15 protein-coding genes are annotated in these 16,827 nt (G+C 72.9%); 8 read left to right on the top strand and 7 right to left on the bottom strand.

The window, feature by feature from the left end:
• Positions 1-277 precede the first annotated feature (277 nt).
• From AB0910_RS26240 to AB0910_RS26220, 5 genes are all read left to right on the top strand, one after another.
• On the top strand, positions 278-1,639 hold the full coding sequence (locus AB0910_RS26240; protein ID WP_366747108.1) for a glycosyltransferase: 1,362 nt from the start codon (positions 278-280) through the stop codon (positions 1,637-1,639).
• Positions 1,630-2,442 carry a polysaccharide deacetylase family protein gene (locus AB0910_RS26235; protein WP_366747107.1) on the top strand — a complete coding sequence of 271 codons (813 nt, stop codon included), beginning with the start codon at positions 1,630-1,632 and terminating at the stop codon, positions 2,440-2,442. Before AB0910_RS26240 ends, AB0910_RS26235 begins: the two co-directional genes overlap by 10 nt.
• 207 nt (positions 2,443-2,649) lie before the next feature.
• Positions 2,650-4,539 (top strand): hypothetical protein, encoded by a 1,890-nt coding sequence (locus tag AB0910_RS26230; RefSeq protein WP_366747106.1) that lies wholly within the window; start codon positions 2,650-2,652, stop codon positions 4,537-4,539.
• A 161-nt stretch (positions 4,540-4,700) separates the two neighbouring features.
• Positions 4,701-5,111, top strand: coding sequence for a hypothetical protein (locus AB0910_RS26225; RefSeq protein WP_366747105.1), 411 nt, complete (start codon positions 4,701-4,703; stop codon positions 5,109-5,111).
• A 2-nt stretch (positions 5,112-5,113) separates the two neighbouring features.
• Positions 5,114-6,208, top strand: a complete 1,095-nt coding sequence (locus tag AB0910_RS26220) for a glycosyl hydrolase (RefSeq protein ID WP_366747104.1) — start codon at positions 5,114-5,116, stop codon at positions 6,206-6,208.
• A gap of 114 nt (positions 6,209-6,322) precedes the next feature.
• Here the strand turns inward: AB0910_RS26220 and AB0910_RS26215 are convergent, their stop codons facing one another.
• Genes AB0910_RS26215 through AB0910_RS26205 form a run of 3 tightly spaced genes read right to left on the bottom strand, consistent with a single transcriptional unit; the run spans position 6,323 to position 9,266 of the window.
• A complete protein-coding gene (locus AB0910_RS26215; protein ID WP_366747103.1) occupies positions 6,323-7,570 on the bottom strand; it encodes a dipeptidase in 1,248 nt (415 codons plus the stop codon).
• A gap of 8 nt (positions 7,571-7,578) precedes the next feature.
• A complete protein-coding gene (gene purE, locus AB0910_RS26210; RefSeq protein ID WP_366747102.1) occupies positions 7,579-8,112 on the bottom strand; it encodes a 5-(carboxyamino)imidazole ribonucleotide mutase in 534 nt (177 codons plus the stop codon).
• The gene (locus AB0910_RS26205) at positions 8,109-9,266 is read right to left on the bottom strand and encodes a 5-(carboxyamino)imidazole ribonucleotide synthase (protein ID WP_366747101.1); all 1,158 of its coding nucleotides are present in this window, start codon (positions 9,264-9,266) and stop codon (positions 8,109-8,111) included. Before AB0910_RS26205 ends, purE begins: the two co-directional genes overlap by 4 nt.
• A 161-nt stretch (positions 9,267-9,427) precedes the next feature.
• Between AB0910_RS26205 and AB0910_RS26200 the strand changes: the two genes are divergently transcribed.
• Positions 9,428-9,976 (top strand): GtrA family protein, encoded by a 549-nt coding sequence (locus AB0910_RS26200; RefSeq protein ID WP_366747139.1) that lies wholly within the window; start codon positions 9,428-9,430, stop codon positions 9,974-9,976.
• Positions 9,977-10,025: 49 nt separating this feature from the next.
• Here the strand turns inward: AB0910_RS26200 and AB0910_RS26195 are convergent, their stop codons facing one another.
• The gene (locus AB0910_RS26195; RefSeq protein WP_366747100.1) at positions 10,026-11,291 is read right to left on the bottom strand and encodes an ATP-binding protein; all 1,266 of its coding nucleotides are present in this window, start codon (positions 11,289-11,291) and stop codon (positions 10,026-10,028) included.
• Positions 11,292-11,640: 349 nt separating this feature from the next.
• On the bottom strand, positions 11,641-12,318 hold the full coding sequence (locus tag AB0910_RS26190) for a response regulator transcription factor (protein WP_366747099.1): 678 nt from the start codon (positions 12,316-12,318) through the stop codon (positions 11,641-11,643).
• 392 nt (positions 12,319-12,710) lie between these two features.
• On the opposite strand from AB0910_RS26190, the gene AB0910_RS26185 reads away from it, so the two are divergent.
• A complete protein-coding gene (locus tag AB0910_RS26185) occupies positions 12,711-14,231 on the top strand; it encodes an oligopeptide:H+ symporter (protein WP_366747098.1) in 1,521 nt (506 codons plus the stop codon).
• Positions 14,232-14,402: 171 nt separating this feature from the next.
• On the opposite strand, the gene AB0910_RS26180 is transcribed toward AB0910_RS26185, so the two are convergent.
• The gene (locus AB0910_RS26180; RefSeq protein WP_366747097.1) at positions 14,403-14,885 is read right to left on the bottom strand and encodes an ATP-binding protein; all 483 of its coding nucleotides are present in this window, start codon (positions 14,883-14,885) and stop codon (positions 14,403-14,405) included.
• Positions 14,886-15,059: 174 nt separating this feature from the next.
• A complete protein-coding gene (locus AB0910_RS26175) occupies positions 15,060-15,428 on the bottom strand; it encodes an STAS domain-containing protein (RefSeq protein WP_366747096.1) in 369 nt (122 codons plus the stop codon).
• Positions 15,429-15,782: 354 nt separating this feature from the next.
• Between AB0910_RS26175 and AB0910_RS26170 the strand changes: the two genes are divergently transcribed.
• On the top strand, positions 15,783-16,775 hold the full coding sequence (locus tag AB0910_RS26170; RefSeq protein WP_366747138.1) for an RNA polymerase sigma factor SigF: 993 nt from the start codon (positions 15,783-15,785) through the stop codon (positions 16,773-16,775).
• Positions 16,776-16,827 lie beyond the last annotated feature (52 nt).

Genomic DNA, 16,827 nt, shown 5'->3' with positions numbered 1-16,827 from the left:
ACGAATGGCGACGGCACGTGTCCAAGTGGGTATGGAAAGCACCGAGCAGAGCCGCACGCTTCTCATCAGCCGCCTGCGAGGCGGCCGCACCGCGCCGCCACCGCCGTCAAGCCAGGGTGCCGCGCCGCCGCGGGCGCATCCCGCAGCGCCGCCGCGAACGCCCGCCGTCGCGCCGCCCCACGGGCCGGACGGCCCGATTGAGCACGCCGAACACCGCGCCGGGCCCAGGACGTTGACCTTGCCGTTCCCGAAGGCGGCACCGCACCGAGGGGGGACCATGCCGTACGGGAATCCGCCACCGCAGCCATCGCCGCGCGCCCACCGACCCGCGCCCGGAGGCGCGGCGGCCGCACCCCCGCGCTCCGCCGCGGTCGCCGTCGCCGACCTCGATCTCGCCGGGCCGGACGGGCCGGTGCTGTCCTGCGTGCCCGCGCCCGGCGGCCAGGACCCCGGGCCGGGAAGCGTTGTGTACGCACTGGTCCGCCTGCGCGGAAGACCGGTGGGCGCGGTGCTGACCCGTGTCCCGCCCGGCGCGGAGCCCGCCGAGGCGATCGCCGCCGCCTACCGGGCCGGACCTTCTGCGGGTGCCGGGGCTCCCGCACCGGCCCCCGCAGGGGTCGACCCGGCAGCCGCGCCGCCGCGTACGACCGTCGTGGTCGCCACCCGCGAGCGCGCCGGTCGCCTCGGCCGCGCCCTCACCTCCCTGCTGGCCCAGGACCACCCGGACTTCGCGGTCCTCGTGGTGGACAACGCCCCGGAGACCCGGGCCACCCGCGATCTCGTCACGGGGCCCTTCGCCGGCCGTGTCGGCTATGTGCGGGAGCCCGTGCCCGGCCTCGCCGCGGCGCACAACAGGGGCCTCGCGTCGCTGCCACCCGATGTGGCGGCCGTCGCGTTCACGGACGACGACGTCGTCGCCGACCCGCACTGGCTGACCGCGCTCACCACGCCCTTCGCCGACGATCCGCGTCTCGGCTGCACCACGGGCCTCATCCTTCCCGCCCGCCTCGGCACACCGGCCCAGATACTCCTGGAGAGCCACGGCGGCTTCGCCAAGGGCTTCGTGCCCCGGTTGTACGACCCGGCGCTGCCGCCCGCCGACGAGCCGCTGTTCCCGTTCGCCGCGGGCAGCTTCGGCTCCGGGGCCAACATGGCGTTCCGTGTGTCCGCCCTGCGGGCCGTGGGCGGCTTCGACCCGGCCACGGGCACAGGCACCCCCGCCAGGGGCGGTGACGACCTGTACGGCTTCGTCAGAATCCTCGCCGGGGGCCACCACCTGAGGTACACCCCGGACGCACTGGTCTGGCACCACCACCGCGAGACCTGGCAGGACCTCAGGAACCAGGCGTTCGGCTACGGGGCGGGGCTCACGGCCTATCTCACCGCGGTCCTCGCGCGCCGGCCCGCCCTGCTGCCCGCGCTGCTCGCCCGGCTCCCGCGCGGCCTGGCGCACGCCAGGGCCCTCACCGCGCCCCGCTCCGGCGGACAGGGGCAGGCACCGGCGCCGTGGACGCACGGGGCGCAGAGCCACCCCTGGCCCCGCTCGCTCTCCCGGCTCGAACGCCGGGGCATGCTGTACGGGCCCCTCGGCTATCTGCGGGCCCGTGCCGCCTGGCGGGGGAGGCGGCGATGGTCGTGACCCCGGTCCCCGTGCTGCTGTACCACGCGGTGACGGACGAGCCGCCCGCCTGGATCGCGGAGTTCACGGTCGGGCCCCGGGAGTTCGCGGCCCAACTGGACGCCGTGGCCGCCTCCGGCCGCACACCGGTCACCGCGGGCGCGTTCGCGGCGGCGCTCACCGGCCAGGGGCAACTCCCCGCTCGGCCAGTGGTGTTGACCTTCGACGACGGATTCGCCGACCTGCAGGGCCCGACGGCCGACGCGCTCGCGGCCCGCTCCCTGCCCGCCACCGCCTACCTCACGACCGGCGCCCTCACCCGAGGGGCCGGCATCCCGGGACGCGGCAGCCTGCTGCCGCCTGCGCCGATGATGTCGCTCACCCGGCTGGTATCGCTGGAGGAGCGCGGCATCGAGATCGGAGCGCACACCGTGACGCACGCCCAGCTCGACACGCTGCCCGCTGCCGCGCTCCGTCGCGAACTGCGCGAGTCCAAGGACGTGTTGGAGGACGCCCTCGGGCACGCCGTGGACCACCTCGCCTACCCCCACGGCTACAGCAGCCGCGCCGTGCGCACCGCGGCGCGCACCGCCGGATACGCGTCGGCCGCCGCCGTGCGACACGCCCTCAGCTCGACGGCCGACGAACCGTTCCGGATGGCGCGGCTCATCCTGCGCCGCTCCCACACCGCGGCGGACGTGGCCGCGTGGATGGCGGGGGAGGGCGCCCGGGTGGCGCCGTTCCCCGACGCCGCGAGGACGGTCGGCTGGCGGCTCTACCGCCGGGCCAGGGCGCGGGTTTTCGGCCCGGAGTTCGCGGGGTAGCCGGCGCCGGGCCCGCACGCCGGAGGCCGGACGGCGCCGATGCTCCGCACCACCGGGGCCGGGAGGCGGCGCTCCGCATCACCGGGGCAGGGAGGCGGCGCTCCGCATCACCGGGGCAGGGAGGCGGCAGAGAGGCACGGCGGACCGGCGGCGCGACACCGAAGGCGTGACCGACAAGCACGACAGCACGACAGGGGGATCAGGACGGTGGCACAGCACGAGATGACCGCGCCGGGCGGCGCGCACGGCGCGCCGGTCGCCCGGGAGGGCGCGAGACGCCTGCCCGTCGGCCCCGTCCGGCTGCTGACCTGGCTGCCGTTACCCGCGGGCGCGGCGCTGTGGGCCTGGTCGCTGCCGAGGATCCGCTTCCACGACATGGGCGACTTCGGGCTGCTCGACCGCTTCCCCGTCGCGTTCTACGCGGCGCTGGCCGTCCTCACCGTCGGATTCGTCGCCTCGCTGCGCCGGGCGGGCACGGCCCCCTGGTGGCCGTGCGCCTACAGCCTCGGGATGCTGTTCGCGCTGAAGGCCCCCACGGCGCTGCTGTACGACACGGTGCGCTACGCGTGGGCGTCGAAGCACGACGCGGTCATCGCGCGGCTGCTCACCGAGGGCACGGTCCACCCGCACCACCAGCTGAACGGCGGCATGTCCGCCTACGACCAGTGGCCCGGTTTCTTCTCCCTCAACGCCGCCCTCATCCGCGCCTTCGGGGTGCACGGCGCCGCCGTCTACACCAACTGGGCCCCCGTCATCTACGGCGCCCTGACGCTGCCGGTCCTCGTGCTCCTCTACCGCACGTTCACCGACGACTGGCGTCTCGTGTGGACGGCGGTGTGGATCTTCCAGCTCGCCAACTGGGTGGGCCAGGACTACCTGTCGCCGCAGGGGTTCGCCTATGTGCTGTTCCTCGCGGTCTTCGCGGTGGTGCTGCGGCACTTCGTGCGGCCGGGCACGGCGGGCCCGCTGCGCGACCGGGAGGTACTCGACCCGGCGGCCGCCCCCGTGCCGCCGTCGACGACCTGGCGGCAGCGCGCGGTCGGCGTCGTGCTGCTTGCGCCGCTGATCGCCGCGATCAACTCCGCGCACCAGCTGACGCCGGTGATGCTGTGCGTGACCCTGTTCGCGTTCTGCCTCACCCGGCGCTACCGCAACATCGGGCTGTTCGTGACCGCCGTCGCCGTCATGGGGGTCTGGGACCTCACGATGGGCCGACCGTTGTTCGTCGACACGATGAAGACCCTCAGCGGGCAGCTCGGCGACCTGCTGAGCAACGCCAAGCCGGGCATCGGCGGCAATCCGACCGGCGCGGGCGCCGAACTGGTCGGCCTGGTCAACGTCGTGATGGTGGTGTCGCTCGGGGTGCTCGCCGTGGCGGCGGTCCTGCTGCGCCGCCGGCTCGCCCGGTCCGCCCTGCCGCTGCTGCTCGCCGCGCTCGCCCCCGCGCCGCTGCTCGCGGTGAACAACTACGGCGGCGAAATGGTCTTCCGGGTCTACCTGTTCGGGCTGCCCGGCTCGGCGTTCTTCGCCGCCGCCGCGCTGGTGCCCTCCGCGGCCTACGCGGGAAGGGCACGCAGGGTCGCCCAGCGCGTGATGGTCGTCGCGCTGCCCGCCGGAGTCCTCGTCCTGCTCGCGGGCTTCCTCCCGTCCTACTACGGCAAGGAGGCCATGCAGTACGCGCCGCCGCAGGAGGTGTCCTTCGTGGAGCGCGCCTACGACCGGGCGCCGACCGGGTCGCTGGTGATGGCGGCCACGGGCTCGTTCCCCGGCGCGTACTACCACTACAACCACTACGACCACTGGTTCTTCACCGAGCAGGACGCCAGCGCGAACCGGCAGCTGCTGAAGGACCCGGGCGACTACCTCGCCGAGGGGATACCCGCGGGCTGCCCGGCCTTCGTCCTCCTCACCCCGACGCAGCGCGACGCCGTCCAGGGCGAGGGCTACCTGCCGCCCGGCGGCTACGACCGGCTGGTCGCGGCGCTCAGGGCGTCCCCGCACTTCAAGGTCGTCGAGGACACCAGCCACGGACTGCTCCTCCAGCACCTGCCGGTGCCGACCACCCCCGAGGCACTCCCACCCGATGTCGAGCCCTGACCCGGCCCCTCCCGACAGGCACACCCCACCGCCCTGCCGCCCCGGTCGATCCACCGCCCCACCGCCCGTCGATCCACTGCCCGTCGATCCACCGCCCCACTGCCCGCCGATCCACTGCCCCGTCGATCCACCGCCCCAGCGGCCAGGAGGCCCGTCACACCATGAACCGCACTCAGGCACAGCTCAGAGCCGTCCTCGTGCTCTCCGGATGGGTGGCGCTCGCCGCGACCCTGCTGCCCGGCGGCGACTTCCTGCGCTGGGCCCCCGTCCTGCTGTTCGTCACCTTCGGGCCCGGCCTCGCCGTCCTCCACCCCCAGCGGGGGACGCCGCGCCCGGCGGCCCGCCTGGAGGCCCTGGCCCTCGCGGCACCGCTGAGCTGGTCGCTCGCCACGCTCGACGCGACCGCGCTCTTTCTCGTGCGGGGCTTCTCCGCGCCGGTCTTCCTGATCTCGCTCGCGGTGTTCTGCACCGTGGCCGCAATGCTGCCGGGCCTGCCCCTCCCGGCGGCGGTACGCGGCGGGCGTGAGGAGGCCGCCGGTGCCGCAGAGTCCGGCGCGGGGGGAGAGCCCTGACCATGAGACACCTCAGAGCACGGCCCTCCGCAGGGGTCCCGGCGCACCGCCCGGCCCGCACGCGGCTGCTGCTCGCGCTGGCGACCGTGGGCGCCCTGCTCGCCGGCATCGGCACCTGGTGGTTCGTCCGCGCCTCGGACGCCTCCTCGGACTGTGCGCCCACGGAGCTGCTTGAGCCGCCGTGCGGGGCCTGGTGGGGAGCGTATGTGCCGTACGCGCGGGACGGGTCGCTCGCCGAGGCGGTGCACGGCTTCGAGGCGAAGATCGGCCGCAGGCTCGACCTCGTCTACACGTACCACGACATGTCCGGCACGCAGCGGGACGGCGTGCTGCTGACGCCCGACGAGCGCGGGCTGGGAGAGGAGCGGATGCTGATGCTCGCCTGGGAATCGACGGTGTGGAAGGAGCCGCACCACAGGAACTACACGGAGACACAGCTCGGTTGGGAGCGGGTCGCGGCCGGGGACTTCGACCGCACGATCATCGACCCGCAGGCCGAGCGCATCAAGGAGTACGGGAAGACGGTCTTCCTCACCTTCGACCAGGAGGCGGACTTCCGCACCCCCGACGCCGGAACACCCGCCGAGTTCGTCGCCGCCTACCGTCATGTGCACGACCGGTTCAGGCAGTTGGGCGTGGACAACGCGGTCTGGGTGTGGACGGTCTCCGGCTACCTCGGCCACAAGGAACTGATGCGGCAGCTGTATCCGGGGGACGCCTACGTCGACTGGATCGGCATGGACCAGTACAACTACTACCTCTGCCACACGTCGCAGGACTGGCTGGACTTCCGCCGGAGCCAGCAGCCCTCCTACGACTGGCTGCGGAAGAACATCTCGGCGTCCAAGCCCCTGATGCTGGCGGAGTTCAGCACGGCACCCGACCCGGCCGACCCCGACCGGCAGCAGGACTGGTACGAGCACATACCCGACGCGGCGCCCCACCTCCCGGCGGTGAAGGCGATGGTCCAGTGGGACAGCCCCGTGCCGGGACCCGACTGCGACCTGCGGGCGGACCACGGCCCCGCGCTCCGGGGCTACCGGAAGGCGGGCACGTCGCCCTACTTCCACCAGCCCCTGCCGACCGCCGACCGCTGACACGCCCGCGGGCACTTCCCGCTGCCGAACCCTGGCCCGCCGCCACGCCCCGGCCGCCCGGCCCGGCGGGGCCGAGGCGGACCCGCCGGGCCGGGCGGCCGCGTGCGGCGGGAGCTACGCGGCGGGTGCGCCGCCTGCGGTCGCCGCCGGGCCGTCCAGCTGGTCGATCGTGGCCAGCGAAGGGCCGCGCCCCGCGCTCAGGGCTCGTGCCGCTTCCTCGGCCCCGCGCAGGGTGCGCACGGCGTTCTGCCAGGTCAGCTTGGCCAGGTCCGCGCGGGACCAGCCGCGGGCGCGCAGCTCGGCCAGCAGGTTCGGGTAGCCGGCCACGTCGGAGAGGTCGGCCGGGGTGAAGGCCGTGCCGTCGAAGTCGCCGCCGATGCCGACGTGGTCCACGCCCGCCACCTCGCGCATGTGGTCCAGGTGGTCGGCCACCGTGGCCGCGGTCGCGACCGGGCGCGGGTTGGCCGCCTCGAACTCCTCGTGCAGGCGCATCGCCCGCGGAGTGGTGTCGAGGTGGTGCAGCCCGTGGGCGCGCAGGTTCTCGTCGGCGGCCTGGGTCCAGGCGACGGCCTCCGGCAGGACGAACTTCGGCACGAAGGTCGCCATCGCGACACCGCCGTTGGCGGGCAGCTGCGCGAGCACGTCGTCAGGGATGTTCCTCGGGTGGTCGCAGACCGCCCGGGACGACGAGTGGGAGAAGATCACCGGTGCCTCGGTCACCGCGAGCGCGTCCCGCATCGTCGTCGCCGCCACATGGGAAAGGTCGACCAGCATGCCGAGCCGGTTCATCTCCCGCACGACCTCGCGGCCGAAGGCGGTGAGGCCGCCCGCCCGCGGCTCGTCCGTCGCCGAGTCCGCCCAGCGCAGATTGTGGTTGTGGGTGAGCGTCATGTACCGCACGCCCAGCTCGTACAGGGCGCGCAGGGTGCCCATCGACTCGGCGATGGACTGGCCGCCCTCCGCCCCCATCAGCGACGCGATGCGGCCCTCGGCGCGCGCGGCCTCCATCTCGTCGGCCGTGCGGGCCGGTGCGAGGGACTCGGGGAAGCGGGCCAGGAGCCGGCGCACGAAGTCGACCTGCTCCAGGGTCGCCGCGACCGGGTTCTCGCCTGGGCCCATGTCGGACGGCACGTACACCGACCAGAACTGGCCGCCGACTCCGCCGCGGCGCAGGCGGGGGAGGTCGGTGTGGAGCTGCCCGGTGCGGTCGCCCGCCACGTCCAGCGCATCGAGGTCGTAGCCCGCGTGTTCACGCATCGCCCACGGGAGGTCGTTGTGTCCGTCCACCACCGGGAACTCCGCGAGGAGTTCGCGCACCTCGTCGAGATGGTCCTGCGCCGCGCTGCCGCTCTCCTGCGCCACGTCCCGCCTCACTTTCCGAAGCCGAAGGACGCCTCGCCCTGGGCCTTCGCCCGCAGCCGCTTGCCCTTCTCCGTCGCCTGGTCGTTCAGCTCCTGCTGGAAGTCCTTCATGTGGGACAGCAGCGCCGGATCGCTCGTGGCGAGGATGCGGGCGGCCAGGAGGCCCGCGTTGCGGGCGCCGCCCACCGACACCGTCGCGACGGGCACGCCCGCGGGCATCTGCACGATCGACAGGAGGGAGTCCATGCCGTCCAGGTACTTCAGCGGCACCGGCACGCCGATCACCGGCAGCGGGGTCACCGACGCCAGCATGCCCGGCAGGTGCGCGGCGCCGCCCGCGCCCGCGACGACCGCCTTCAGGCCGCGGTCCGCCGCGCCCTCGCCGTACGCGATCATCTCGCGCGGCATGCGGTGCGCCGAGACGACGTCGACCTCGTAAGGGATGCCGAACTCGTCGAGGGCCTTGGCGGCGGCCTCCATCACGGGCCAGTCGGAGTCGGAGCCCATCACGATGCCGACGAGCGGCGCGTTGTCGGAGGTCATTCGGTGATCGTTCCTCGCAGGTAGCCGGCGGCGTGGCGGGCGCGCTCCAGCACGTCGTCCAGGTCGTCGCCGTAGGTGTTGACGTGCCCGACCTTGCGGCCCGGCTTCACGTCCTTGCCGTACATGTGGATCTTCAACTGCGGGTCGCGTGCCATGCAGTGCAGGTACGCCGCGTACATGTCGGGGTAGTCGCCGCCGAGGACGTTGCCCATCACCGTCCACCGCGCGCGGGGGCGCGGGTCGCCGAGCGGGAGGTCGAGCACGGCGCGCACATGGTTGGCGAACTGGGAGGTGATCGCGCCGTCCTGGGTCCAGTGGCCGGAGTTGTGGGGGCGCATCGCCAGCTCGTTCACGAGGATGCGGCCGTCGCGCGTCTCGAACAGCTCGACCGCGAGATGGCCGACCACGCCGAGCTCCTTCGCGATGCGCAGCGCCAGCTCCTGCGCCTCGCCCGACAGCTCGTCCGACAGGCCGGGCGCGGGGGCGATGACCGTGTCGCAGACCCCGTTCACCTGCTGCGACTCCACCACCGGGTAGGCGACGGCCTGGCCGTGCGGGGACCGTACGACATTGGCGGCGAGCTCGCGCGCGAAGTCGACCTTCTCCTCGGCGAGCACCGGGACGCCCGCCTTGAAGGGCTCGGCCGCCTCGGTCTCGGTGCGTACGACCCACACGCCCTTGCCGTCGTAGCCGCCGCGCACGGTCTTGAGGACCACCGGGTAGCCGTCGCCGCCGTCGGCGGCCGCGCCCTCGGCGGCGAAGGCGGTCACGTCCGCCGGGTCGCCGACCACGCGGTGGCGGGGGCACGGCACGCCGAGCGCCGTCAGCCGCTCCCGCATCACGCCCTTGTCCTGGGCGTGCGCGAGCGCGTCGGGTCCCGGGCGCACGGCCACGCCGTCCGCCTCCAGCGCCCGCAGGTGCGCGAGCGGCACGTGCTCGTGGTCGAAGGTGATCACGTCGCAGTCGCGCGCGAAGGCGCGCAGGGTCTCCAGGTCGCGGTAGTCGCCGACGACGACGTCGGACACCACCTGCGCCGCCGAGTCCTGCGCTGTGTCACTGAGGAGCTTGAACTTCAGGCCGAGGGGGATGCCCGCCTCGTGGGTCATACGGGCGAGCTGACCGCCACCGACCATGCCGACTACGGGAAACGTCACCGGACCAGGGTATCCGGCGCGTTTCCCACCACGGCGGGCCGCTCGCGCCCACCCCGGCCGCACGGCCTCCCCCTGGGCCGTACGGCGCCGGGAGCGGGCCCGCGCACGGCCCGCTGGTTAGCATGGGTCGCCACGACACCGAACGGACGGGGCTTGACCACATGGGCGTACGGGAAGCGGGCGCGGCGCCTGAGGCGCGGCTGCACCGGGTGCTCAAGGAAGTCGTCAAGTTCGGCGCCGTCGGCGGGGCCGGCCTGCTGGTGAACCTGCTGGTGTTCAACCTGGTCAGGCATGCGACGAGCCTGCCGGTCGTGCGGGCGTCGGTGCTCGCGACGATCGTGTCGATCGTCTTCAACTACATCGGCTTCCGCTACTTCGCGTACCGGGACCGCGACAAGAGCGGGCGGACCCGCGAGCTGACGCTGTTCCTCTTCTTCAGCGTCATCGGCCTGGTCATCGAGAACGGCATCCTCTACACGGCCACCTACGGCTTCGGGTGGGACTCGCCGCTCCAGAGCAACGTGTTCAAGTTCGTCGGGATCGGTGTGGCCACGCTGTTCCGGTTCTGGTCGTACCGGTCGTGGGTGTTCAAGGCGCTGCCGCCGGGCGGCGCGCCGTTCCTCGACCGGCCAGGGGCCGGGGCGGCCGGGCCGCAGGGGCACGGGCAGCCCGCCGAGCCCCTGGAGGCGGCGCCCCGCCGCCTCGGCTGAGGGCGCCTCGGCTGAGGGCGGGACCGCCGGGCCGCCGGGATCGCGCGGCTCAGCGCACCGGGCGCTCCCGCTCCTCGGGCTCCTGGGTCTCGCGGCTGAGGAACAGCGCGAACACCGGCGGATGCGGCTGGAGCAGTTCGAGGCGCCCCCCGTCGGCCTCCGCCAGGTCGCGTGCGACGGCGAGGCCGATGCCCGTGGAGTTGTGGCCGCTGATGGCCCGCTCGAAGATCCGCGCCCCGAGGTCGGGGGAGACGCCCGCGCCCTCGTCGGTGACCTCGATGACCGCCTGGTTGCCCGTGACGCGGGTGCGCAGCGCGACGGTGCCGCCGCCGTGCATGAGCGAGTTCTCGATCAGCGCGGCGAGTACCTGCGCGATCGCGCCGGGCGTCGCCATCACCCACACGCCCTGCCGCCCCGACCGCACGATGGCGCGGCCCGCGCTGCGGTAGACGGGCTTCCACTCCTCTATCTGCTGCTTGATGATCCGGTCGAGGTCGAGGGGGATCGCCGATCCGGTACGCGGGTCCCGCGCGTTGGTGAGCAGCCGTTCCACCACGTCGGTGAGGCGCTCCACCTGGTTGAGCGCGATGGACGCCTCGTCACGCGCCGTGTCCAGGTCCTCGGTGACGGTGATCTCCTCGAGCCGCATCGACAGCGCCGTCAGGGGCGTGCGGAGCTGGTGCGACGCGTCGGCCGCGAGCCTGCGCTCAGCGGTCAGCATGCGGGCGATGCGCTCGGCGCTGGAGTCGAGGACGTCGGCGACCCGGTCGAGCTCGGGCACCGCGTACCGCTTGTGCCGGGGCCGCGGGTCGCCCGAGCCCAGCTTCTCCGCCGTCTCGGCCAGGTCGACCAGCGGGGACGCGAGCATGTTGGCCTGCCGCACGGCGAGCAGGACGGCGGCGATGATCGCGAGCAGCGCCACCGCGCCGATGATCAGCAGCGTCCTGCCGACCTCGCGCGTCACGGAGGAGCTCAGCTCCTCGACGGTGACGATCTCGCCCTGTGCGCCCCGCGCCTCGCCCCGGATGACGGAGCCCTTCGGCTCGCTGCCGACCTGCACGTCCCGGTGGCCGGGCACGTCGACGCGTGCGTACCGGTTGGCGGTGATCTGCTGCTTGAGGACGCTCGCGCTGATGGACTCGCCGCCGAGCAGCCGTCCGTCGACGATGCTGACCACTCGCAGGGCCTCGGAGTCCACGCTCTCCTGGGCACTGCTCGTGATCGTCCGCGTCTCGACGATGACGAGCGACACGCCGAAGACGGCGATGACGACGAGCACCACGGCCAGCGTGGAGTTGATCAGTCGACGGCGCAATGGGCCCTCCGTGTGGGGGTGGGCGCGGCACGGGGCCGTGCCCTCGGTCGCGTCCAGCCTGCCAGGGCCACCCGCCCCCGAGCGCGGCACCCGGCCGCAAGGCGGCGCCCGGTCCCGGGCCGCACCCGACAACCAGCGCCTCGCCGGACGCCCCGGCCACCGGGCCCGCGGCCACCAGCTCCACAGCCACCCGCCGCCGGTGCCGCCGGCCCGCACCAGGTCCCGTGGCCGCCGGGCCCGCGCACACCGCCGCCGGCGCCGGCGCACCCCGCAGGCGGCGCAGGCCCGCGCACACCGGGGCGTGAGCGCCACCCCCGGGCGTGAGCAACTTCCCTGCCGGGCGGCGGGCTCAGCTCTTCTCGAAGCGGAAGCCGACGCCCCGCACCGTGGCGATGTACCGCGGGTTCGCCGCGTCGTCGCCGAGCTTCTTCCGCAGCCAGGAGATGTGCATGTCGAGCGTCTTGGTGGAGGACCACCAGGTCGTGTCCCAGACCTCGCGCATCAGCTGGTCGCGGGTGACGACCCGGCCCGCGTCCCGTACCAGGACCCGCAGCAGGTCGAACTCCTTGGCGGTGAGCTGCAGCTCGTCGTCGCCCATCCACGCCCGGTGCGACTCGACGTCGATGCGCACGCCGTGCGTCGCCGGGGCGGGCTGGGGCTCGCTGGCCCCGCGCCGCAGCAGCGCCCGGACGCGGGCGAGCAGCTCGGCGAGGCGGAACGGCTTGGTCACATAGTCGTCGGCGCCCGCGTCGAGCCCGACGACCGTGTCGACCTCGTCGGCGCGCGCCGTGAGGACGAGGATCGGCACCGTGTGCCCCTCGGCCCGCAGCCTGCGGGCGACTTCGAGCCCGTCCATGCCGGGCAGGCCGAGGTCGAGGACGACCAGGTCGATACCACCCTGAAGGCCCGCGTCGAGAGCGGAGGGCCCGTCCTCGCGGACCTCGACCTCGTACCCCTCCCGGCGCAGGGCGCGGGCCAGGGGTTCTGAGATGGATGCATCGTCCTCGGCGAGCAGTACACGGGTCATGTGGTGATGGTAGTCCGCGGGCGACGGCGGTAGGGCAACCCTCGGGCGCGCCTGCGGTACAGGCTGTGACGTATCGTTCGGCCTTCGAATCGGGTGTTTCCCTCACCCATAACCTGTGATTGATGTCTCAAGTCCTTCTAAATGGCTCCATGGTGTGCCGTATGGTGAGACAGAGCCTGTAGTACGACTAGAGGACCTTTGGCGATGACGCTGCCAAAGGTCTTTTTCGTGTGCGGGCGGCCTCCCCGCCCCCTGTGCGGGCGGGGCCTCCCGCGGGGCGCCCCGTCACCCATCGGACCCCCGCGGGCCCCCACGGCGTGCGGCCCCCGGGCCCCACGCCCCCATGACGTGCGGCCCCCACGGCCGGCACGCCCCCACGAGCTAGGAACACCATGGCGACCACACTGACGAAGGACGCGCCGAGCCCACCCGGCAGCGGCAGGACCTTCTTCGGCCACCCGCGCGGTCTGGCCACCCTCTTCATGACCGAGATGTGGGAGCGGTTCAGCTTCTACGGCATGCGGGCGCTGCTCACCATCTACCTGCTGTCCGGCGGCCCGGACGCGTCCAAGGGTCTGCACGGGGGCGGCCTCGGCATGGACCTCGCCGCCACCACCGCGATCTACTCGATCTACAACTCGCTGGTCTACCTGCTCGCGATGCCGGGCGGCTGGCTCGGCGACCGGGTGTGGAGCCCGCGCAGGACGGTGGCCGTGGCCGCCGGAACGATCATGGTGGGGCACCTGACGCTCGCGCTGCCCGGCTCGGGCACGTTCTTCGTCGGGCTCGCCCTCGTGGCGCTCGGTTCCGGCCTGCTCAAGGCCAACATCTCGACGATGGTCGGCCACCTCTACGACGGCCCGAACGACCCGCGCAGGGACGGCGGCTTCACGATCTTCTACATGGGGATCAACGTCGGCGCCTTCTTCGCGCCCCTGACGATCGGCACCGTGGGCGAGAAGTACAGCTGGCACCTGGGCTTCGCGCTCGCCGCCGTCGGCATGGCGCTCGGCCTCGCGCAGTTCCTCATCGGCACGCGCCACCTGAGCCCCGAGAGCAGCCGGGTGCCCCAGCCGCTGACCCGCGAGGAGCGCGCCTCGTGGCTGCGCAAGGGCCTGCTGTGGCTGATCGTCGCGGTCGTCGCGTACGGGATCATCGGGCTGAGCGGCCACTTCACGATGAACTGGGCGATGGTCCCGCTGACCGTCGCCGGCCTGGTCATCCCGGCGGGTGTGCTCTGGCGGATCAAGCGCGACCGGTCGCTGTCCACGGGCGAGCAGACGAAGATGTCCGGGTACATCTGGTTCTTCGTGGCCGCCGCGGTCTTCTGGATGATCTACGACCAGGGCGGCTCCACGGTCCAGGCGTTCGGCACGGACAAGGCGTCCGACTCGGTGCTCGGCCTGTCGTTCCCGACGTCCTGGTACCAGTCGCTCAACCCGGTCTTCATCATGGCGCTCGCGCCCGTGCTCGCCTGGTTCTGGCTCTGGATGAACCGGCGCGGCAAGGAGCCGAGCACGGTCGTCAAGTTCGCGGTCGGGCTGGTCTTCGTCGGCGTCTCGTTCTTCTTCTTCCTGATACCACTGGGCATGGCGGTCGGCGGGACGCTGGTCAGCCCGGTCTGGCTGGTCGGGATCTATCTGATCCAGACGGTCGGCGAGCTGTGCCTCTCGCCGGTGGGCCTCTCGGTGACGACGAAGATGGCGCCGGAGAAGTACGCGAGCCAGATGATGGGCGTGTGGTTCCTCGCCGTGACCGCGGGCGACTCGGTGACGGGCCTGCTCTCCCTCGCGAAGGTGGACCTGAGCGGCCCGGGCATCGTGGCGCTCGAAGCCACCCTCGCGACGCTCGCCGGCGTGGCCGTGGTGATGTACCGGCGCCGCGTACGGGCGCTGATGGGGGAGATCCACTGAGGCCGCGGGCCCGCCTTCCGGGGGCGGGTCCACGCGAACGGCCCCGGCCGGCGTCTGTGCCGACGGGGCCGTCGTGCGTCGTTAGGGGAGCGGTACGGGGTCCTGCGGGCCCACCGGCGGTCCTGGCGGCCGTCAGCCTCGCGGCCCCGCGAGAAGGCGCGCCCTACGGCCCTACGCCGGAGCCGCCAGTTCCGCCCACACCGTCTTGCCGGGGACGTCGGGGTCGTGCTGCACGCCCCAGTCGAGGCAGAGGCGCTGGACGATGAACATGCCGTGGCCGCCCGGCCGCCCCGCCCGGTGCGGGGTGCGCGGCTCTGGCCTGCCCTCGCCGCGGTCGGTGACCTCAAGACGCAGGACCTTCGCCGCGGTCGACACCCGGAGCCGCTCGGGGCCCTCGGCGTGCAGGCACGCGTTCGTGACCAGTTCCGAGACGACCAGCAGGACGTCCTCTGCCGCCGCACGCGCGTCCGGGGTCGCCGCGGGCAGCCAGCCCCAGTCGTAGAGCGCCTGGCGGGTGAAGTCGCGGGCCAGCGGGACGACGCCGCTGGCGCTGTCCAGCATGAGCGTGCGGTTCGTGCCCTCGGAGACGGACACCTGGCCGGCGTCCGGCTCGGGGCCGAGGTCGCCCGGCGGTGGCTGCCGGGTGGTGCTCATCAGCGCTTCACCTCACCGATTCGCCGAGTTGCCATGGTTGCTGCACAGAGAGTGATAACAGGGGAGTGTGCTGCCTGCGGGAGTCTTCTGCCCGAACGCGTCGGGACAACACCCGACGCCGCGGCACAACACCCGGTGCCGTCACAGCACCCCGCCGGAACCGGAGTCACACGCTCACTCCGCCAGCGCGTCGTGCAGCGAAGCGTGCACGCCGAAGACCGCGTCGGCACCGGTGATCTCGAAGACCCGGGCGACCACGGGCCGCATCCCGGCCAGGTGGACGCCGCCGCCGGCCGCGTCCGCCCTGAGGCGGGCGCCGAGCAGCACATTGAGTCCGGTCGAGTCGCAGAACTCCAGCTGCGAGCAGTCGATCACCAGCCGTGACCGTCCCTGATCAAGCGCCTCGTCCAGCGGGACCCGCAGCAGTTCGGCCGTGTGGTGATCGAGTTCACCCGCCGCCGTAACGACCTCGCTGCGGCCCTCGGTGCGAACCTCGACCCTGAGTCGGCCCTGGTTCGTACTGCCGACCGTCTGGCGGTCCATTCCGCCCCTTTTCGCCGTGATTGCCGTCTGGTGTTTCCTGCCGTGATCGCCCCTTGCGCGCAGGCCGCGCCGTGCGACGGCGGGCCCGGTGGCCTGTGGGGATCGGTGTACGCGGCGGAACCCGGCCGACCGCGGACACCGGCAGAACATTACGCCTTTCACTGGCCGCGGGGTAGCCGAAGTAGCCAACATTGCCTATCAAAGCGGACAATTGGGACTTGCAACGGTCTGCGCCTACCGGGTAGGGCTAGAAGAAGACACATCCGCACACGGCACGGCCTGGGAGGCGCCGCACGCCGCAGTCAATGCGCACCGGTATCGGCAGCCATATTGCCGAGAACGATGGAGGAGACCATGTCACCCCGGCTCGACGAACCGCGTACCCCGATCGCGCCGTCGGCATCAACGCACGAACCTTCTGTGACCGACGTCACATCCTGGATGTACGGTCCTGGCGCGGAGACCGCAGCGGCCCCCGCCTTCGAGGCGCGCACCCTCGCGCCGGCCACGGCTCCTTCCGCGGACGCGGGACTGCTTCCGCTGCCCGACATCCCGTCGCAGGAAGCCCTCGCCGACATGGGCGCGGTCGACGCGCGCGTCCTGTCCAAGACACTGTTCGCGCGGCTCGAAGCCCTTGAGGAGGGCACCCACGAGTACGCGTACGTACGCAACACACTGGTCGAGTTGAACCTCGCCCTGGTGAAGTTCGCCGCGTCGCGCTTCCGCACGCGCAGCGAGCCGATGGAGGACATCGTCCAGGTCGGCACGATCGGCCTGATCAAGTCGATCGACCGGTTCGAGCTGAGCCGCGGCGTCGAGTTCCCCACGTTCGCCATGCCGACGATCATCGGCGAGATCAAGCGTTTCTTCCGCGACACGTCGTGGTCGGTGCGGGTCCCGCGCAGGCTCCAGGAGCTGCGACTCGACCTCGCCAAGACCAGCGACGAGCTGGCGCAGCGGCTGGACCGCGCGCCGAGCGTCGGCGAGCTGGCCGAGGCGCTCGGCATCACCCGCGAAGAGGTCGTCGAGGGCATGACGGCGAGCAACGCGTACACCGCGAGCTCGCTCGACGCCCAGCCCGAGGAGGAGGACGGCGGCGAGGCGACCCTCGCCGACCGCATCGGCTACGAGGACCACGGCATCGAGGGCATCGAGTACATCGAGTCGCTCAAGCCGCTGATCGCGAGGCTCCCGCACCGGGACAGAACGATCCTCTCGCTGCGCTTCGTGGCCAACATGACGCAGTCCGAGATCGGCGAGGAGCTCGGCATCTCGCAGATGCACGTCTCGCGGCTGCTGTCGCGGACGCTCGCCAAGCTCCGCAAGGGCCTGACGCTGGACGAGTAGGAGTACGGCGTGGCGCACCGCGCCCGCCACGGACGCCCCCGCGGGGAGTTTT

The organism is Streptomyces sp. NPDC047002, assembly GCF_040704505.1.
Taxonomy (GTDB): Bacteria; Actinomycetota; Actinomycetes; order Streptomycetales; family Streptomycetaceae; genus Streptomyces.
The sequence above is the reverse complement of the archived record's forward strand: the minus strand, read 5'-3'. Positions and strand labels throughout refer to the sequence as shown.

Bases quoted from the DNA above. Each gene is read 5' to 3' on its own strand.
- AB0910_RS26220 (WP_366747104.1), top strand. From the start codon at position 5,114: ATGAGACACCTCAGAGCACGGCCCTCCGCAGGGGTCCCGGCGCACCGC.
- AB0910_RS26240 (WP_366747108.1), top strand. From the start codon at position 278: ATGCCGTACGGGAATCCGCCACCGCAGCCATCGCCGCGCGCCCACCGA.
- AB0910_RS26200 (WP_366747139.1), top strand. From the start codon at position 9,428: ATGGGCGTACGGGAAGCGGGCGCGGCGCCTGAGGCGCGGCTGCACCGG.
- AB0910_RS26185 (WP_366747098.1), top strand. From the start codon at position 12,711: ATGGCGACCACACTGACGAAGGACGCGCCGAGCCCACCCGGCAGCGGC.
- purE (WP_366747102.1), bottom strand. From the start codon at position 8,112: ATGACCTCCGACAACGCGCCGCTCGTCGGCATCGTGATGGGCTCCGAC.
- AB0910_RS26175 (WP_366747096.1), bottom strand. From the start codon at position 15,428: ATGGACCGCCAGACGGTCGGCAGTACGAACCAGGGCCGACTCAGGGTC.
- AB0910_RS26190 (WP_366747099.1), bottom strand. From the start codon at position 12,318: ATGACCCGTGTACTGCTCGCCGAGGACGATGCATCCATCTCAGAACCC.
- AB0910_RS26225 (WP_366747105.1), top strand. From the start codon at position 4,701: ATGAACCGCACTCAGGCACAGCTCAGAGCCGTCCTCGTGCTCTCCGGA.
- AB0910_RS26170 (WP_366747138.1), top strand. From the start codon at position 15,783: ATGTCACCCCGGCTCGACGAACCGCGTACCCCGATCGCGCCGTCGGCA.
- AB0910_RS26180 (WP_366747097.1), bottom strand. From the start codon at position 14,885: ATGAGCACCACCCGGCAGCCACCGCCGGGCGACCTCGGCCCCGAGCCG.
- AB0910_RS26235 (WP_366747107.1), top strand. From the start codon at position 1,630: ATGGTCGTGACCCCGGTCCCCGTGCTGCTGTACCACGCGGTGACGGAC.